Genomic DNA, 15070 nt, shown 5'->3' with positions numbered 1-15070 from the left:
CCGCCGTTCCCTAGAAGGTGACCTTGAAGGACGCCGCGATGGTGCGGCCAAGACCCGGGACATCCGCGCCACGCGTCGCGGAAGCAGTCGGGTTGACGTAGTAGGTGTTGAAGACGTTGCGTACGCCGAAGTTGAGCTCCTGGCCGCCGGCGAACTTCTTGGTCACACCGATGTTGGCGAGAACCGCACCGTCCAGCTTCTGGGTGGCGATGCGGTCGCGGCCGGAGAACATCTCCAATTCGGTGCGCAGCGTCAGGTTGTCATCGAAATGCGTGACGACATAGGCCAGTCCCTTGTAGGTGGTGGGGATGCGATTGTTGGGCAGATATTCGTCGGAGCCGATCTTGCCGTCCCGGTTGGCGTCGTATTTGCCCTCGACGTAGCCGACCGAGCCACCCAGCGTGAACATCGCGCTGACATCGTATTCTGCGTTGGCTTCGAAGCCCCAGATTCGCTCCTTCTGTTGCGAAACGCGGTTGGCGGCGATGTCGTAATTGACGCCATTGTCGGAGGTCGACAGGTAGGCGCTGGCGCCGGCGCGGACATTGCCCCAGTCGCCACGCAGACCACCTTCCCAGGTGTTGACGACCTGTGGCTCCGGCGCGATGTCGGCATAGCTGATGCGATAGTCGGGCGCATTGGTGCAGGGCAGCAGCGGCCGGATGCTGGTGCCATAGGCATCGCAGGTCTCGGCGTTGGTGTTGAGGCCGGCGCGGCGGGTAAAGCCGCCGATGTCGGTCAGGCTGAAGCCCTGCGAGAAATTGCCGAAGGCCTGCAGTTCCTGGGTGACATCGAAGACAGCGCCGGCGTTGAACGTGGCGGCGTTGTAGTCGAAGGAGCCGCCGATGACGTCGATCGCTGGCAGCCCGACGAGGTTCGACCCAACCAGCACCGCAGCGGCCGGTCGCTTGAAGTTGGCGACGTCGAGATAGAACTGGTCAAAACGCACCCCACCTTGCAGGCGGAAGCGTTCGGTGACCGGGACCTCGGCCTGGGCGAAGGCAGCGACGGAATTCTGCGACGACGGTGCAATGGCATCCTGGCCATTCAGGAGGGTCTGGCCGGTCTGGTCATGCGTGAAGTCGAAGCCCCAGGTCAGCGTGCTGCCCTGTGTAATGAAATCGACGGGCGTGTTGACGGTGACGTTGAGGCCCGAGCGCTGCACATCGAGCGCCGTCTGGTTGAAGGACGCCGTCGGGTCGCGGTTTATCGGCAAAAGGGTCGGCCGCGCCGGATTGGTCGGAAGATAGACCTGCGAGTTGACCCGGGAGAATTTGGTGAAGGGCGACTGCTTGAAGATGTCGTTGTAGAACGCCTTCACTTCAAGCTTGCCGAACAGAAAGTCGCTGTCGGTGAATTTGGCGGCGAGATATTTGGAGTCCTCGACCAGAGGCTCGCCGGTGTAGGCGTCGGAGAAGCTCGGCTTGACCGGGTTGCTCAGATAGTCCGTGAACCAGTCCGGCTTCTGGCGTGCATAGGTCCAGTCGGCGCTGAGTTCGATACGCTTGGAACCATTCTCGTAGCCGACCACGCCGGAAAGATCGCCCCAACCGGTGCGATCGCCGCCGCCCTGTCCCAGCATGGCGTCGGAGGCCATTTCGTTGCCATGACCATCATAAGTGCGGCGGCTGAAATTGCCCGACGCGGACGCGAAATAGTCGAAGTCGCCGCTGCGGCCCTCGACCTGGACGTTGCCGCTCGGCGCCGCCGACTTGCCGAAATTTTCGGTGAAGGCGGTGACACCGGTGCGCACCGTAACCTTCGGCGTATCGCTGGTGCCGCGCTTGGTGATGAAGTTGATGGTACCGCCGGTGGCGCCGGCCCCGTAGAGGCTGGAGGCACCATTGATGATTTCCACGCGTTCGACGATGTCGAGGTCGATGGTGGCGAGAATACGCGAGACGTCGCGGAGCGGCGTGTTGCGCGGCACGCCATCGACCATGATCAGCACACTGCGGCCGCGGAAGGTTTCCGAAGCGCCTGAAATGGTCTCATTTCGCGGCGCATAGCCCGGCACCACACGAGCAATCAGGTCGGAGGCGTTTTCGCCCTGCCCCACCGCCGTGCCGATGGCATCCCGGTCGATTACCTGCACCGACTGCGCGACGCTCGAGATCGAGCGGTCGTCACGCCCGGTGATGATGATCTTGTCGAGCATCGTTGCGCTGGTGGCTGCCGGCTTTTGCGCGTCCTGCGCAGCTGCCGGTTTTTGCGCATCCTGCGCAGGCACCTGTTTCCGCGCATTCTGCGCAAGGGCCGGCCCGGCCAGGATCGAGGAAGACAGCAACGACACCACGACAAGCTTCTGCATTTACACCCCCAGATTGCGGAGCCGGCATGCCCTCTCGCGGCCCTCTGAAGCGCGCCTAAATAACTTAACTAAACGAGTCAAGTTTGAAGACTACAAAAACAGTCAAGTTTTCGCGATGAGATGTTGCAGTGCGGCATCAAGGGCACACAGCAGGGTTTTCATGACGTTGGGGCAGACAGCCGTCTGCAGCCGATGCGTGACCACATGCGGCTGGAATGCTCGCGGAATAAGGGGGGTCTGCCTACCGGGCCGGCAAAATCACCGCTGTAATTTCAGCGGCGCTCCACCGGACGGCCGGTCGATTGGCGGACATGCAACTCAGGCTTGATCAGTTCCTGCGAGGGGCGCACGGTCTGGCCGTTCAGCTTGTCCAGCAACGCGCTTGCGGCACGGCGGCCGACTTCGCGCTGGCCATTCCACACAGTGGTCAAGGCCGGCGTTGCGATCTGCGCTTCCTCGAGATCGTCGTAGCCGGTCACCGAGATATCGACGCCCGGCACGAGGCCGGCTCGTGCGATGCCATTCATCAGGCCGATAGCGACGAGATCGTTCCAGCAGCAGGCGGCGGTCGGCTTGTCCTTCAGCGCCAGGAATTGCGCTGCAGCCTCGAAGCCACCCTGCTTGGTACGCGGTCCCGGCACGCGCCAGGACGGCATGACTTCAAGCCCCGCGGCCTCCATGGCGTTGACATAACCCTGATAGCGGTCGCGGCCGGTCGAGGTCTGATCGGTGCCGCCGACCATGGCAATGCGTTTATGGCCAAGCGAGATGAGATGGTTGGTGGCGAGCGCGGTCCCGTAGGCGTCGTCGCCGCGGAACACCGGCACATGCGCCCCGTCGACATCGCGGGCGATCAGCACCGCCGGCAGCCCGTTTTCTTCGGCCATGATGATGTCGGAAGCCGGCGTGTCGATCGCCGGCGACATGATCACGCCATCGGCGCCAAGCTGCAGAAGCGTGTCGATGAAGGTCCGCTGCTTGTCGAGCTGGTCGTAGTGATTGGAGAGCAGGAAGGTCTGCCGGCTGCGATCCAGTTCGTGCTCGATGGAGCGCAGTATCTCAGCGTAGAACGGGTTCATGATGTCGTGCACGACAACGCCGACGATGCCGGAACGCGAAGTGCGCAACGAAGCGGCACGACGGTTATAGATATACCCGATCTCGCGGGCATGTTCCTTGATCTTCTCACGGGTCGAGCCCGCCACCAGCGGGCTGTCACGCAGCGCCAGGGAAACAGTGGCCGTGGAAACGCCGAGTGCATCGGCAATGGTCGAAAGCTTGATCTTCTGTGCCAGCGCTCTGGGCTCCCGCTCGCGATTTAAACTGTTTAAATGCGGCTTATGCCATCGAACGACGGCAAATCAAAGCTTTTTTGCCAGCTCGCCGGTTTCGGCATCCAGAGCTGCCTTGTTGCGCACACGCAACCGATGTTCACGGTGCAGGATGTAGAGCCCGCTGCCGACGATGATGGCAGCGCCGGCGAGCGTCCAGCCATCAGGAAATTGGCCAAAGATGAAATAGCCGAACCCGATCATCCAGACCATCTGCGAATAGGGGTATGGCGCCAGCGCAGTGGCGGTTGCCAGCTTGTAGGCGCGGATCAGCAGCCAATGGCTGCAGCCGCCAAACACGCCGAGCAGCAGCAGGATCATCCAATGCCAGGCATCCGTCGGCAGAGTGGGGGAAAAGAACAGTGTCGGCGACAGGATGACGGCCGGCGCCAGTGCCGAATAGAAGATCAGGCTTTCCGGCGTCTCGGTAGAGGCCATGCGCCGCGTCATGATCACATAAAGCGAATTGGAGAGCATCGAGGCAAGCGCGAACAGGTGGCCGATGCCGAACGCTCCGACGCCCGGGCGGGTGATCACAAGCACTCCGATGAAACCGACCAGGATCGCCAGCCAGCGTCGCCAGCCGGCCCATTCGCCAAGCAGTGGCCCGGCCAGTGCGGTGATCACCATCGGACCGAAGAAATAGATCGACGTCGTCTCGGCCAGTTGCAGCGTGCGCAATGCGACGATGTTGCAGAGCGTGGAACCCGCCAGCAGCATGCCGCGCAGGATGTGGGCCTTGAGATTGACTGGCCGGAAGCGCCCGATGCCCTGCCACGCCCGGTACAATCCGACGACCAGAACGACATGGACGGTGAAGCGTGCCCAGGCAATGAACAGCGGCGCCAGACCGGCAAGGACGAGGTACTTGATCGAGGTGTCAAGGAAAGAGAACACCACATAGACAGACAGCATGTAGGCGATCGCCGCCGGCGGCGTCGCGATATCATCCTGTCTGTTTGGCTGGTTCACTGCGGCAAAGGGTCATGAAAATGATCTTGTCCGCTTGTGCGGGAAGAGGCGTCCGGCAGCAACACAAAAGATGTCATCCACCTTGGAATTTTACGCCTCGCGCGGTTCCGCTCGGGCTTTGTCCGTTCAGGCGTGCATGCGAGCGCCCTTGGTGATCTTGTCGACGGTCTTCTTGTCCGCCCTCAGCGCGATACCGACAACCTTGGCATCGTCCGGTGCGAACTGGGCAAAGGTCTCGCGATTGAGCGCATCGAAGCCAGTCGAGAACATCTCCTCGACATAAAGCGACACTGTGATGTCCCGCTCCAACGAACGGCGATGGATCGTGGACAATGTCGCCTGATCGGCCGACAGCACGATGACCGGCTGGATGGAGAGCGCGTTGTAAAGATTGCCGGTGCGATCGCGATAGGGTTCGCCGATCATGTCCGGGAACTGCGCGGCAACGCCCGTGCTCAGGAATGCAGTCACGTTGAGTTTCTGCCAGACGGCGAGATCTTCCCTCAGAACGACTGTAAATTTCGTATCGAACATGGCAGCTTCCTATATTGGTTGCGATGAATGAGATGATGTCCACCGATCTAGCCGCCGAGGCCTTCCAGGGTCTTGGACGTTTGTGCGCAAACGACAGCGGCGACCGCATCGTGCAGGCACCGGGTGCCGCAGGCCTTGAACGCATCGAGGCGTGGTTCCACGGCCCGGTTTTCGACCCGCATCGCCATGACACCTATGCGATCGGCGTCACGCTTTCCGGCGTGCAGAGCTTTCACTATCGCGGTGCCGTGCGGCACAGCCTTCCTGGCCAGTTGATCGTGCTGCATCCCGACGAAGTGCATGATGGAGGCGCTGGTACGGAGAAGGGCCTGCGCTACCGCATGCTTTATCTGGAGCCGTCGCTGCTGGCCGATGCGATGGGTGGCGCGCCGCTTCCCTTCGTGCCGGCAGGCATTGTCGACGACGAAAGCTTCCGCACCACGCTGGCCAGCGCGCTCGGTGAACTCGACCAGGAACTGGATGAGCTGTTCGTCGACGATTTCATTGCCGAGCTTGCCGGCTTCATGCAGTGCCATGCAAACCAGGCGGCTAAACCGCTGGGCAAGACGGCCTGGCGTGCCGTGAACCTTGCCCGTGACTACCTGAAAGACAATGCTTCGGACCTGGTGCGATCGGAGGAACTGGAGGCGGTTACCGGCCTCGACCGCTACGCGCTGTCACGCCATTTCCGCGCCGCTTTTTCCACCAGCCCGCATCGCTTCCTGGTGATGCGCCGGCTGGAGCAGGCAAAGAGAATGATGGCAGTCGGCACGCCGCTGGCAGAGATCGCCGCGGCAGCGGGCTTCGCCGACCAGAGCCATTTCAATCGCCAGTTCAAGAAGGCTTTCGGCCTGACGCCGGGGCGCTGGTCGACCCTGATCCGTGGCGAGAGGCCAGCCGAAATTCTGACGGCGGCCTAGAATAACCGCGAACGCGGAAATGCTCTAAGTTTTTGTTTTCGCCGCATTCTTGTAACGCCAAGTGATTCCACTTGGCTACAAAATGCTCTAGACGGCAACCGCGACGGGGCGGACTTCCTGTTCGTCCTCGTCCTCGTCGGCGAGCACGATCTCTTCATCCGACAGGTTCGCCTCAATGCGGGCGAGCAATTTGAACAGCGTCTTCTGGTCTTTCTTGTCGAGCCCCCGCAGCGCCTGCTTCTCGGTCTTCTTCACCGACTTCTCGATGGCGTGGATGGTCTCACGGCCGGAATCGGTCAGGAAGATATGTGCCTGGCGAGCATCGGCATTGGAAGCGCGCTTCTCCAGGAACCCCTGAGCCTGCAGCCTGTTGATCGTCTTGGTGATCGTGGGCGGGCGAACGCCCAGGCGATCGGCCAGCGTGCCGGGCGTCTGGCCGTCTTCACGGCTCAGCGCCAGCATGATCTGGTCCTGCCCGGCATAAAAGCCGTGTGTCAGCAATCGGGCGGCAAGTGCCGTTCTTGCCAATCTGGCCGCGGAATGCAGCCGGCTCATCGTTGCACTTTTGTCAGCCTTGGCCATGGTCAGTCTCCTGGACCGCGCCTGAAACGGCACAATAGCCGTGGCGCTCGGATTGGCAATGAGTGTTCAAAGAGGCCGGCCAATGAACCGCTTTGCCGGCAAGCCACGCAACATTCGCCGTGGCTAATGACAGATCATTATTTCAGTTAGATGACAAAACATTATTGCATCGCAAAATGCTGCCTGACGAATGACAGCAGACCTGTCTGGATCAGCGGTTTGGCAGGTGCAAAAGCGGGAACGACGTCCTATATGGATGGAAATTTCCCTTCGAGGCCCCAACATGAGCGAGACACAGACGCAGATTCCCGTAACCGTGCTGACCGGCTATCTCGGCGCGGGCAAGACGACGCTGCTCAACCGCATCCTCTCCGAAAACCATGGCAAACGTTACGCCGTGATCGTCAATGAATTCGGCGAGATCGGTATCGACAATGATCTGATCGTCGAGTCCGACGAGGAGATCTACGAGATGAACAATGGCTGCGTCTGCTGCACGGTGCGCGGCGACCTGATCCGCACGGTGGAAGGCCTGATGCGCCGCCCCGGCCGCTTCGACGCCATCCTGGTCGAGACCACCGGTCTCGCCGATCCGGCGCCGGTCGCCCAGACCTTCTTCATGGACGAAGACGTCCGCTCCAAGACCAAGCTGGACGCTGTCGTGGCGCTCGTCGACGCCAAGCATCTGCCGCTGCGCCTGAAGGACTCCAAGGAGGCCGAAGACCAGATCGCCTTCGCCGATGTGGTCGTTCTGAACAAGACCGACCTGGTCACGCCGGAAGAACTGGCAGCGGTCGAAGCGACCATCCGCGCCATCAACCCATCGGCCCGGATCCATCGCACGCAGCGGTCGGGTGTGGCGCTCACCGAGGTGCTCGACCGCGGCGCTTTCGATCTCAAGCGCGCGCTGGAGAACGATCCGCATTTCCTGGAAGCGCATGATCACGACCACGATCATGAATGCGGCCCGGATTGCGATCACGACCATCATCATCACGATCATGATCATCACCACCATGACCATGATCACCACCATCACCACGCCTCGCCTATCCATGATGTGACGGTGCAGTCGGTTTCGCTGCGCGGCGGTGAGATGGACCCGAAGAAGTTCTTCCCGTGGATCGAGAAGATCACGCAGATGGAAGGGCCGAACATCCTGCGCCTGAAAGGCATCATCGCATTGAAGGATGATCCAGACCGCTATGTGCTGCAGGGCGTGCACATGATCATCGAAGGCGATCATCAGCGCGCCTGGAAGGATGGCGAGAAGCATGAGAGCCGGCTGGTGTTCATCGGCCGCAAGCTCGACGCCGAACGCCTGAAGTCGAGCTTCGACGCCTGCCAGGTGGCTTAGTTTGGAGGTCCTGGATGTAGCTACATCCGGGACGCCTCAGTCGCCGGCGCGGCCCATCCGGGTCGCTTGGCTAACGGGCCAACGGGCGGCGCGCGGTTGCGCGCGACAAGTGGTAGCTGACATGCATGCTGGCACAAGCGTGCCGTGATCGCACTTTTCTTGCCTGGACCGGCAAGGTCGAGTAAGCCCCTCACCGGCTTTTAGCTGATGAGGGGCTGTTCTCTTGATGGCCTATCCAAAATCGCGCATGGAATTTCTGCCCAATGCCCACAGTCGCTCCGCTTGATATCGACGGCCATTGCATCGCCGCGGTCTTCCTCAACGATGTGCCGTATTTTGCATTCGCCGACGGCGCGGTGCACAGGTTGGACAATGGCCACAAGACAGTGCAGGCCAATGACGGGCTGCTTGCTGCCGTCTATGACGAAGCCAACAGCCGGCTGATCACCGCCGGCGAAGACGGCAAGGTGTTTTCCGTCAAACCGGAGGGCGTTGTCGAAGAACTGGCCGCAGCCGGCCGCAAGTGGATCACCAGCATCGCTGCCGGTCCGCAGGAAGCGATCGCTTATGGCGCGGGCAAGAGCGCTTTCGTCCGTTTCAAGGATGGCAAGGTCAAGGAATTCCAGCACCCGCGCACCGTTGAAGGCCTGGCTTTCGCGCCGCGCGGCATGCGTATCGCCGTTGCCCGCTACAACGGTGCGACGCTGCATTTCCCGGCCACCGACGGCAAACCGACCGAGCTGGAATGGGCCGGCGCACATACCGGCGTCACCTTCTCGCCGGACGGCAATTTCCTGGTCACCACCATGCAGGAGAACGCGCTGCATGGCTGGAAGCTGGCCGATGCCAAGCATATGCGCATGTCCGGCTACCCCGCCAAGGTGAAGAGCCTGTCGTGGAGCGCAAAAGGCAAATGGCTGGCAAGTTCCGGCGCACCGGCGGCGATCGTCTGGCCGTTCCAGGCCAAGGATGGCCCAATGGGCAAGGCACCGCTGGAACTCGGCACGCGCGGCAACACGATGGTCACCGCGGTCGCCTGCCACCCGAGTGAAGATGTGGTCGCGATCGGTTACGAAGACGGCATGGTCATCGCCTCCCGCTTCCAGGACGCCAAGGAAGTGATGTTGCGCCGCCCCGGCAAGGGCGCGATCACTGCATTGACCTGGGACAAGGCCGAGCGTCGGCTGGCCTTCGGCAGTGCCGTCGGCGATTGCGGCATCATCGACATCACCGCCTGATCTCAAGCGGCACGTGGACTGCCCCTGCGACGCAGCGCCATCCCGTCACGCATGTTGAGGGACAACAGGATGATGTTTGCCGCCCCAGCCGCGAGTTCAAGCGCCTGAACGGCGATGAAGGCAGCATCAAAACGGCCCTGCTCCGCCCAGTTCGCAAGCATGTAGGCCGACGGCAACAGGATCAGCAGGCCGTTGGCGGCGATGAAGCGCATGCGGCGCTTCTTGCGCTGGACGGCAGGGCTCTTCCAGCCTTTGCCCAGCAAAAAACCGGAAGCTCCGGCCAGAGCCATGGCCGGAATGAGCACCAGCATGCCGGTCAGTATGCCGGATTTCACGGCTGCGACAGCGACCATGCTGCCGGACAGTTCAGCCATCACCGTGGACAGCCAGAAACAGGCAACGACGAGCAGCGCGACGGCACCAGCCGCCGCGTGAATCTTCGCTTTCATCGCGATCTCTCGTAATTTGAATAGCATGCTATATACCATTGCATAGCATGCTATTCAATAGCTATTCCTGCGCCATGAAATTCCAGAAAGAACGTTCGGCCGGCTTCCTCGCCAACCAGATGGCACGCCTGTTCGCCAAGGGCTTGCAAAAGCGCATCGGCCCCCTTGGCCTGGCGCCGGCGCAGTTCATGACGTTGCTTGCCCTGTGGGACCAGGACGGATTGACCCAAAGCGAACTGGTGCGCCGCCTCGATGTCGAGCAGGCGACGATGGCCAACACGCTGACGCGCATGGAACGCGATGGGCTCATCGAACGACGATCCAACCCGATCGACGGCCGTTCGCAGTCAATTCATCTGACGGAAAAGTCAAAACGGCTCCGCGATCCGGCCACCGATGCCGCCCGCGACCAGAACGCGACCGCGCTGGCCGATTTCAGCGATCAGGAGAAGGAAATGTTCCTGGCACTGATGCGTCGCGCCATAAGCGCCATGCATGACGACTAATTCGCCATGGTCATTCCAGTTTTTCACTCTGAATTCGCAACAGATGCGTTGAACCAATAGACTTTTTCACGCGACGGATTGCGGTCGTCGATCGCATTTGCTTAGAGTGCGTCCGCGCCAACAGGGGGAGTGAATGAGCGTAGGCAAGAGTTCGAACATCATCGGCGGCATTGAAGCCGGACGCATCGCCCAACTGCGGGCAGCAGAAGCGGAGGTCTTCCGAAAAGCGCGTCCGAAATCGCTGGCCCGCACAGGCAATGGCATCGCCGGCTATTTCGACGGCGTGCCGATGCACTGGATGACCGATTGGCCGACGCCGTTCGCGATCCTGGTCGAAAGCGCCCGACGCGCCACCATCACTGACGTCGACGGCAATCAGCTCGACGACTTCTGCCTTGGCGACACCGGCTCGATGTTCGGCCATTCGCCGGCGCCGGTTGCCCGCGCCATCCGCAAGCAGGCCGGTCGTGGCCTCACCTATATGCTTCCGTCAGAAGATGCGCTTGCCGTCGGTACGCTGCTGCAGGAGCTTTTCGGCCTGCCCTACTGGCAGATCGCCACCACCGCGACGGACGCCAACCGTTTCGCGCTGCGCGTCGCCCGCGCCGTGACCGGCCGCGACAAGATTCTCGTCTTCAATGGCGCCTACCATGGCTCGGTCGACGAGACGATGGTGCGTCTGAAGGATGGCAAGCCGATCAACCGGCCTGGGCTTGCCGGCGAGTTCCGCGACCTGACCCAACGCACCAAGATCGTCGAGTTCAACGACCTGCCGGCGTTGGAAGCGGCACTGAAGGCAAAGGACGTGGCCTGCGTCATTACCGAGCCGGTGCTGACCAATTCCTGCATGGTGCTGCCGGAACCCGGCTTCCATGAAGCGCTCAGGCGTCTCACCCGCGAGACGGGCACGCTGCTGCTGATCGACGAGACGCACACGATTTCGACCGGCCGCGGCGGCTACACCAGGACCCACGGTCTCGAGCCCGACCTGTTCGTGCTCGGCAAACCGGTGGCCGGCGGCGTGCCGGCGAGCGTGTGGGGCATGAGCGAGGATACCGCCTCGCGTTACGCCGCCTACAACCGCGGCAAGGAGCCCGGCTATTCCGGAATGGGCACGACGCTGTCGGCAAATCCGCTGCAATTCGCCACCATGCGCGCCACGCTGGAAGAGGTGATGACGGCAGAGAACTACGCCCATATGGAACGGCTGGCGGGCAAACTCGCCGCCGGACTGGCGGCTGCCATAAAACGGCATCGCCTGCCCTGGCATGTCATGCGTGTCGGCGCCCGTGTCGAGTTCATCTGTGCACCTGGCCCGCTTGGCAATGGCGCGGAAGCGGAAGGCGCGCATGCACCGGAACTGGAAGCGGCCGTACATGTCGCGCTGGTCAATCGCGGAGTGCTGATCGCTCCGTTCCACAACATGATGCTTATCTCGCCGGTCACCACGGCGGCACAGGTGAAACGGCTGATCGCCGCCTTCACCGATGTTGCCGCCAGGCTCGCGGCATGAGACAAGCCAGACAACTAGAGCGTTTCCGTTTTTCACGGAAACGCGGAAACGCTCCAAGTTTTTGTTTTCGCCGCATTCTTGTAACGCCAAGTGATTCCACTTGGCTACAAAATGCTCTATCCTTCAGAGTGCAATCATGACTTCTCCTTCCGGCTCGACGCCTGCCGAGGCCACGGCTTTCCTTGATGCCCATCCTGAAATCGAAGCCTTCGACATCATCCTGACTGACGCGAATGGCGTCGGACGCGGCAAGATCCTGCGCCGCCATGAACTTGCCGGCGTCTATGAAAACGGCCGCCATATGCCGATCTCCATCCTCGGCCTCGACATTACCGGCGAGGATGTCCACGAAACCGGCCTGATCTGGGACTCTGGCGACGGTGACCTGCGCGCCTGGCCGATCCCCGGCACGCTGGTGCCCTTGCACGGGACCAATCCGCCGCGCGGCCAGGTCCTGATGGCGATGTACCATCTCGACGGCGAGCCGATGACCTCGGACCCGCGCCATGCGCTGGCTCGCCAGGTTGAGGCACTGGCCGCCAAGGGCCTGCATCCGGCCGGCGCCTTCGAACTCGAATTCTTCCTGCTCAGCAACGAGCGTGACGCCGACGGCAAGGTGCAGCCGGCCAATGCCGTTCTCGACGGCCGCCGCAGCGGCAAGACGGAGGTCTATTCCGTCGACCATTTGCATGGCATGGAGCCGCTGTTTTCCGACATCTACGCGGCCGCCAAGGCGCAAGGCATCCCTGCCGAAACGGTGATCTCGGAATATGCGCCGGGCCAATACGAGCTGACGCTGAACTACCGCAAGGATGTGATGCGCGCCGCCGATGATCTCATCCTGCTGAAGCGGGTGGTGCGCATGCAGGCGCGCCGCCATGGCGTGACGGCCTGCTTCATGGCCAAGCCGATCGAAAAATATGCCGGTTCCGGCATGCATTTCCATGTCTCGCTGCTGGATGCCGCCGGCAAGAACGTCTTCACCGAGGCCACGCCCGGCACATGGTCGCCGCTGCTGCTCAACGCACTCGGCGGGCTTGCCGAGACGATGGCCGAGTCCATGCTGGTGTTTGCCCCGCATGCCAATTCCTGGCGCCGGTTCGTTTCGCAGTCCTACGCCCCGGTGGCGCCGACATGGGGTGTGAACAACCGTTCCGTTGCTTTGCGCGTGCCGGCAGGCGATGCCAAGAACCGCCGTATCGAACACCGGCCCTCCGGTGTCGATGCCAATCCCTATCTGGTCGCCGCGACCATCCTGGCCGGCGTTGCCAAGGGCATCGAGGAAAAGCTCCATCCAGGTCCGGAAGTAACCGGCAATGGCTATGAGGCCGCCGGCGAGGCGAAGAACAGGATGCCGATCGACTGGCGCGCCGCCATCGACGCGGCGCGTAGCTCAACCTTCCTGAAGAGCGCGCTCGGCCCGGACCTGCACAGGACCTTCGTCGAGATCAAATGGGCGGAATATCTGCGTGTCGCCCGCACGGTAAGCGAACTCGACTATCACCTCTATCTGCACGAGGTTTGACGCCTAGCCCTGCCCTTCCATCAGGGCAGAGCTAGCGCACCAGGATCGCCCTCAGATCGTTGACGTTCGTGCCGGTCGGGCCCGGAACGAACAGGTCGTTTATTGCGTTGAAGGCGGTCCAGGCATTGTTGCCGGCGAGCATCGCCTTGGCATCAACCCCGGCCGCTCGCATGCGCGTCACGGTGGAGGCATTGCAGAATGCGCCGGCATTGTCTTCCGAACCATCGATACCGTCAGTGTCGGCAGCGAGGGCTTCGATGCCTTCAACGCCGTCGATGCCGATGGCAAAGGCCAGCAGGAATTCCGAATTGCGTCCGCCCTTGCCCTTGGCGCGCAGCGTCACCGTGGTTTCGCCGCCGGACAGGATCAGAACCGGCTTCTTGAAGGGCCGGTTGCGCGCAGCGACCTCGCGGCCGATGGCGGCATGCACCGAACCGACCTCTCGCGCTTCGCCTTCCAGCGCATCTGAGAGGATGACCGCCTCGACACCCTGGCGCTTTGCCTCCGCAGCCGCGGCCTCCAGCGAGACGGCGGCGGATGCGATGACATGGACCTCGTTGCGGCTGAACTTCGCATCGTCTGGACGCGGCGCTTCGGAAGCAGGCGAGTTGATGTGCGCCATCACCGCATCCGGCAGTTTCATGCCATAGGCGTTGATGGCGGCGAGCGCATCAGTGCGGCCGGCCTCGTCCGGAACCGTCGGCCCGGAAGCGACGAGTGCCGGATTGTCGCCGGGAATGTCGGAAACGATCAGCGACACCACCCTGGCCGGCCAGGCAGCGGCAGCCAGGCGCCCGCCCTTGATGGTGGAAATGTGCTTGCGGATCGTGTTCATGGCCGAGATCGGCGCGCCGGAAGCCAGCAGTGCCTCATTGACGGCGATCTCGTCCGCCAGCGTCAGACTGCCGGCAGGTGCGGGCAGCAGCGCCGAGCCGCCGCCGCAGACCAGCGCGACAACCAGATCATCCTCGCTGAGACCCGAGACGATCTCCTGCAGACGCTTCGCAGCGGCAAGGCCGGCAGCGTCCGGAACCGGATGCGCTGCCTCCACCACCTCCAGATGTCTGGTCGGTGCGCCATAACCGTAACGTGTGACGATTAGCCCCTCGATCGGTCCGTCCCATACCTTTTCAAACGCCGCAGCCATCTGCGCCGAGCCCTTACCTGCACCGATGACGATGGTGCGGCCCTTGGGTTTTGCCGGCAGATGCTTGCGGATCGTCAGTTCCGGATCCGCCGCGGCCACGGCAGCCTCGAAGATCGCGGTGAGGAAGGCCTTCGGATCGAGGGTCATGGAGAAGCCTTTGTTTAGCGGCGGATAGAGAGGTCAGTCACCGGATAATGGCAGGGCTAGCTCGGCGCGGTTTGCGCCGAGATGCGCGCACAAGGCGTCGACCACGACATTGTGGTCCTCCCGCTCCGGCAATCCGGAAACGGCGATCACGCCGATGACGCCGGCGCCTTTGACGGTGACGGGAAAGCCGCCGCCGGCGAGCACATATTCAGAGACATCCAGCCCCTCGCCGACCTTGAAGGTACGGTCCGGGCGTTGCTGCTCCAGCACCAGACGATAGGTGCTGCGCAGATAGCGCTTCACCACATTGATCTTGCGCCGCGCCCAATCGGGATTGGACGCGTTGGAGCCTGGCATGGCGGCATAAAACAGCGGCCGGTCGAAGGTGCGGATGTCGACGATGATCGGCAGGTCTTGCTTCAGCGCCCGCTCGCGGATCGCGCTGCCGATCTCGAAGGCGACAGCCTCATCGAAGCGTTCGAAGACCAGCGCCGCCTCCTGACGCTTGATCGTCTCGATATCCTCGCTCGCGGCCATG

At 62.2% G+C, this 15070-nt stretch carries 14 protein-coding genes; 6 read left to right on the top strand and 8 right to left on the bottom strand.

Annotated elements, in window-relative coordinates; genetic code table 11:
* Positions 1–10: 10 nt before the first annotated feature.
* The 4 genes from AC3WTO_RS01250 to AC3WTO_RS01235 form a co-directional block, all read right to left on the bottom strand.
* Positions 11–2311, bottom strand: a complete 2301-nt coding sequence (locus AC3WTO_RS01250) for a TonB-dependent receptor (protein ID WP_492458861.1) — start codon at positions 2309–2311, stop codon at positions 11–13.
* A 272-nt stretch (positions 2312–2583) separates the two neighbouring features.
* The gene (locus tag AC3WTO_RS01245) at positions 2584–3606 is read right to left on the bottom strand and encodes a LacI family DNA-binding transcriptional regulator (protein WP_129410852.1); all 1023 of its coding nucleotides are present in this window, start codon (positions 3604–3606) and stop codon (positions 2584–2586) included.
* A gap of 66 nt (positions 3607–3672) precedes the next feature.
* On the bottom strand, positions 3673–4557 hold the full coding sequence (locus AC3WTO_RS01240) for a DMT family transporter (RefSeq protein ID WP_492460008.1): 885 nt from the start codon (positions 4555–4557) through the stop codon (positions 3673–3675).
* Between the two features lie 183 nt (positions 4558–4740).
* Complete coding sequence (locus AC3WTO_RS01235) at positions 4741–5148, bottom strand: DUF2000 family protein (RefSeq protein WP_492458860.1); 408 nt, start codon at positions 5146–5148, stop codon at positions 4741–4743.
* A gap of 35 nt (positions 5149–5183) precedes the next feature.
* On the opposite strand from AC3WTO_RS01235, the gene AC3WTO_RS01230 reads away from it, so the two are divergent.
* Positions 5184–6068, top strand: coding sequence for an AraC family transcriptional regulator (locus AC3WTO_RS01230; protein ID WP_492458859.1), 885 nt, complete (start codon positions 5184–5186; stop codon positions 6066–6068).
* Positions 6069–6155: 87 nt separating this feature from the next.
* Here AC3WTO_RS01230 and AC3WTO_RS01225 read toward each other — a convergent pair whose 3' ends face one another.
* Positions 6156–6650: a MarR family winged helix-turn-helix transcriptional regulator gene (locus tag AC3WTO_RS01225; protein ID WP_492458858.1), complete on the bottom strand. Its 495-nt coding sequence runs from the start codon at positions 6648–6650 to the stop codon at positions 6156–6158.
* 283 nt (positions 6651–6933) lie between these two features.
* On the opposite strand from AC3WTO_RS01225, the gene AC3WTO_RS01220 reads away from it, so the two are divergent.
* Positions 6934–8007, top strand: a complete 1074-nt coding sequence (locus tag AC3WTO_RS01220; protein ID WP_492458857.1) for a CobW family GTP-binding protein — start codon at positions 6934–6936, stop codon at positions 8005–8007.
* A gap of 263 nt (positions 8008–8270) precedes the next feature.
* Positions 8271–9245 (top strand): WD40 repeat domain-containing protein, encoded by a 975-nt coding sequence (locus AC3WTO_RS01215; RefSeq protein WP_492458856.1) that lies wholly within the window; start codon positions 8271–8273, stop codon positions 9243–9245.
* Between the two features lie 2 nt (positions 9246–9247).
* Here AC3WTO_RS01215 and AC3WTO_RS01210 read toward each other — a convergent pair whose 3' ends face one another.
* Positions 9248–9694: a hypothetical protein gene (locus tag AC3WTO_RS01210; protein ID WP_492458855.1), complete on the bottom strand. Its 447-nt coding sequence runs from the start codon at positions 9692–9694 to the stop codon at positions 9248–9250.
* 74 nt (positions 9695–9768) lie between these two features.
* On the opposite strand from AC3WTO_RS01210, the gene AC3WTO_RS01205 reads away from it, so the two are divergent.
* The 3 genes from AC3WTO_RS01205 (at position 9769) to AC3WTO_RS01195 (ending at position 13238) form a co-directional block, all read left to right on the top strand.
* A complete protein-coding gene (locus AC3WTO_RS01205; protein WP_492458854.1) occupies positions 9769–10200 on the top strand; it encodes a MarR family winged helix-turn-helix transcriptional regulator in 432 nt (143 codons plus the stop codon).
* A gap of 133 nt (positions 10201–10333) precedes the next feature.
* A complete protein-coding gene (locus AC3WTO_RS01200; RefSeq protein ID WP_492458853.1) occupies positions 10334–11713 on the top strand; it encodes an aspartate aminotransferase family protein in 1380 nt (459 codons plus the stop codon).
* Positions 11714–11849: 136 nt separating this feature from the next.
* Positions 11850–13238: a glutamine synthetase family protein gene (locus AC3WTO_RS01195; RefSeq protein WP_492458852.1), complete on the top strand. Its 1389-nt coding sequence runs from the start codon at positions 11850–11852 to the stop codon at positions 13236–13238.
* A 31-nt stretch (positions 13239–13269) separates the two neighbouring features.
* Here AC3WTO_RS01195 and AC3WTO_RS01190 read toward each other — a convergent pair whose 3' ends face one another.
* Both AC3WTO_RS01190 and AC3WTO_RS01185 read right to left on the bottom strand, forming a co-directional pair.
* On the bottom strand, positions 13270–14532 hold the full coding sequence (locus AC3WTO_RS01190; protein WP_492458851.1) for a glycerate kinase type-2 family protein: 1263 nt from the start codon (positions 14530–14532) through the stop codon (positions 13270–13272).
* Positions 14533–14565: 33 nt separating this feature from the next.
* Positions 14566–15069 carry a heme-degrading domain-containing protein gene (locus AC3WTO_RS01185; RefSeq protein ID WP_492458849.1) on the bottom strand — a complete coding sequence of 168 codons (504 nt, stop codon included), beginning with the start codon at positions 15067–15069 and terminating at the stop codon, positions 14566–14568.
* Between the last annotated feature and the right edge of the window lies 1 nt (position 15070).

The sequence above is a fragment of the Mesorhizobium sp. EU05-FHT14A09 genome, from assembly GCF_058790995.1.
Note: the sequence above shows the minus strand (reverse complement) of the source record. Positions and strands in the feature narration are given on the sequence as shown.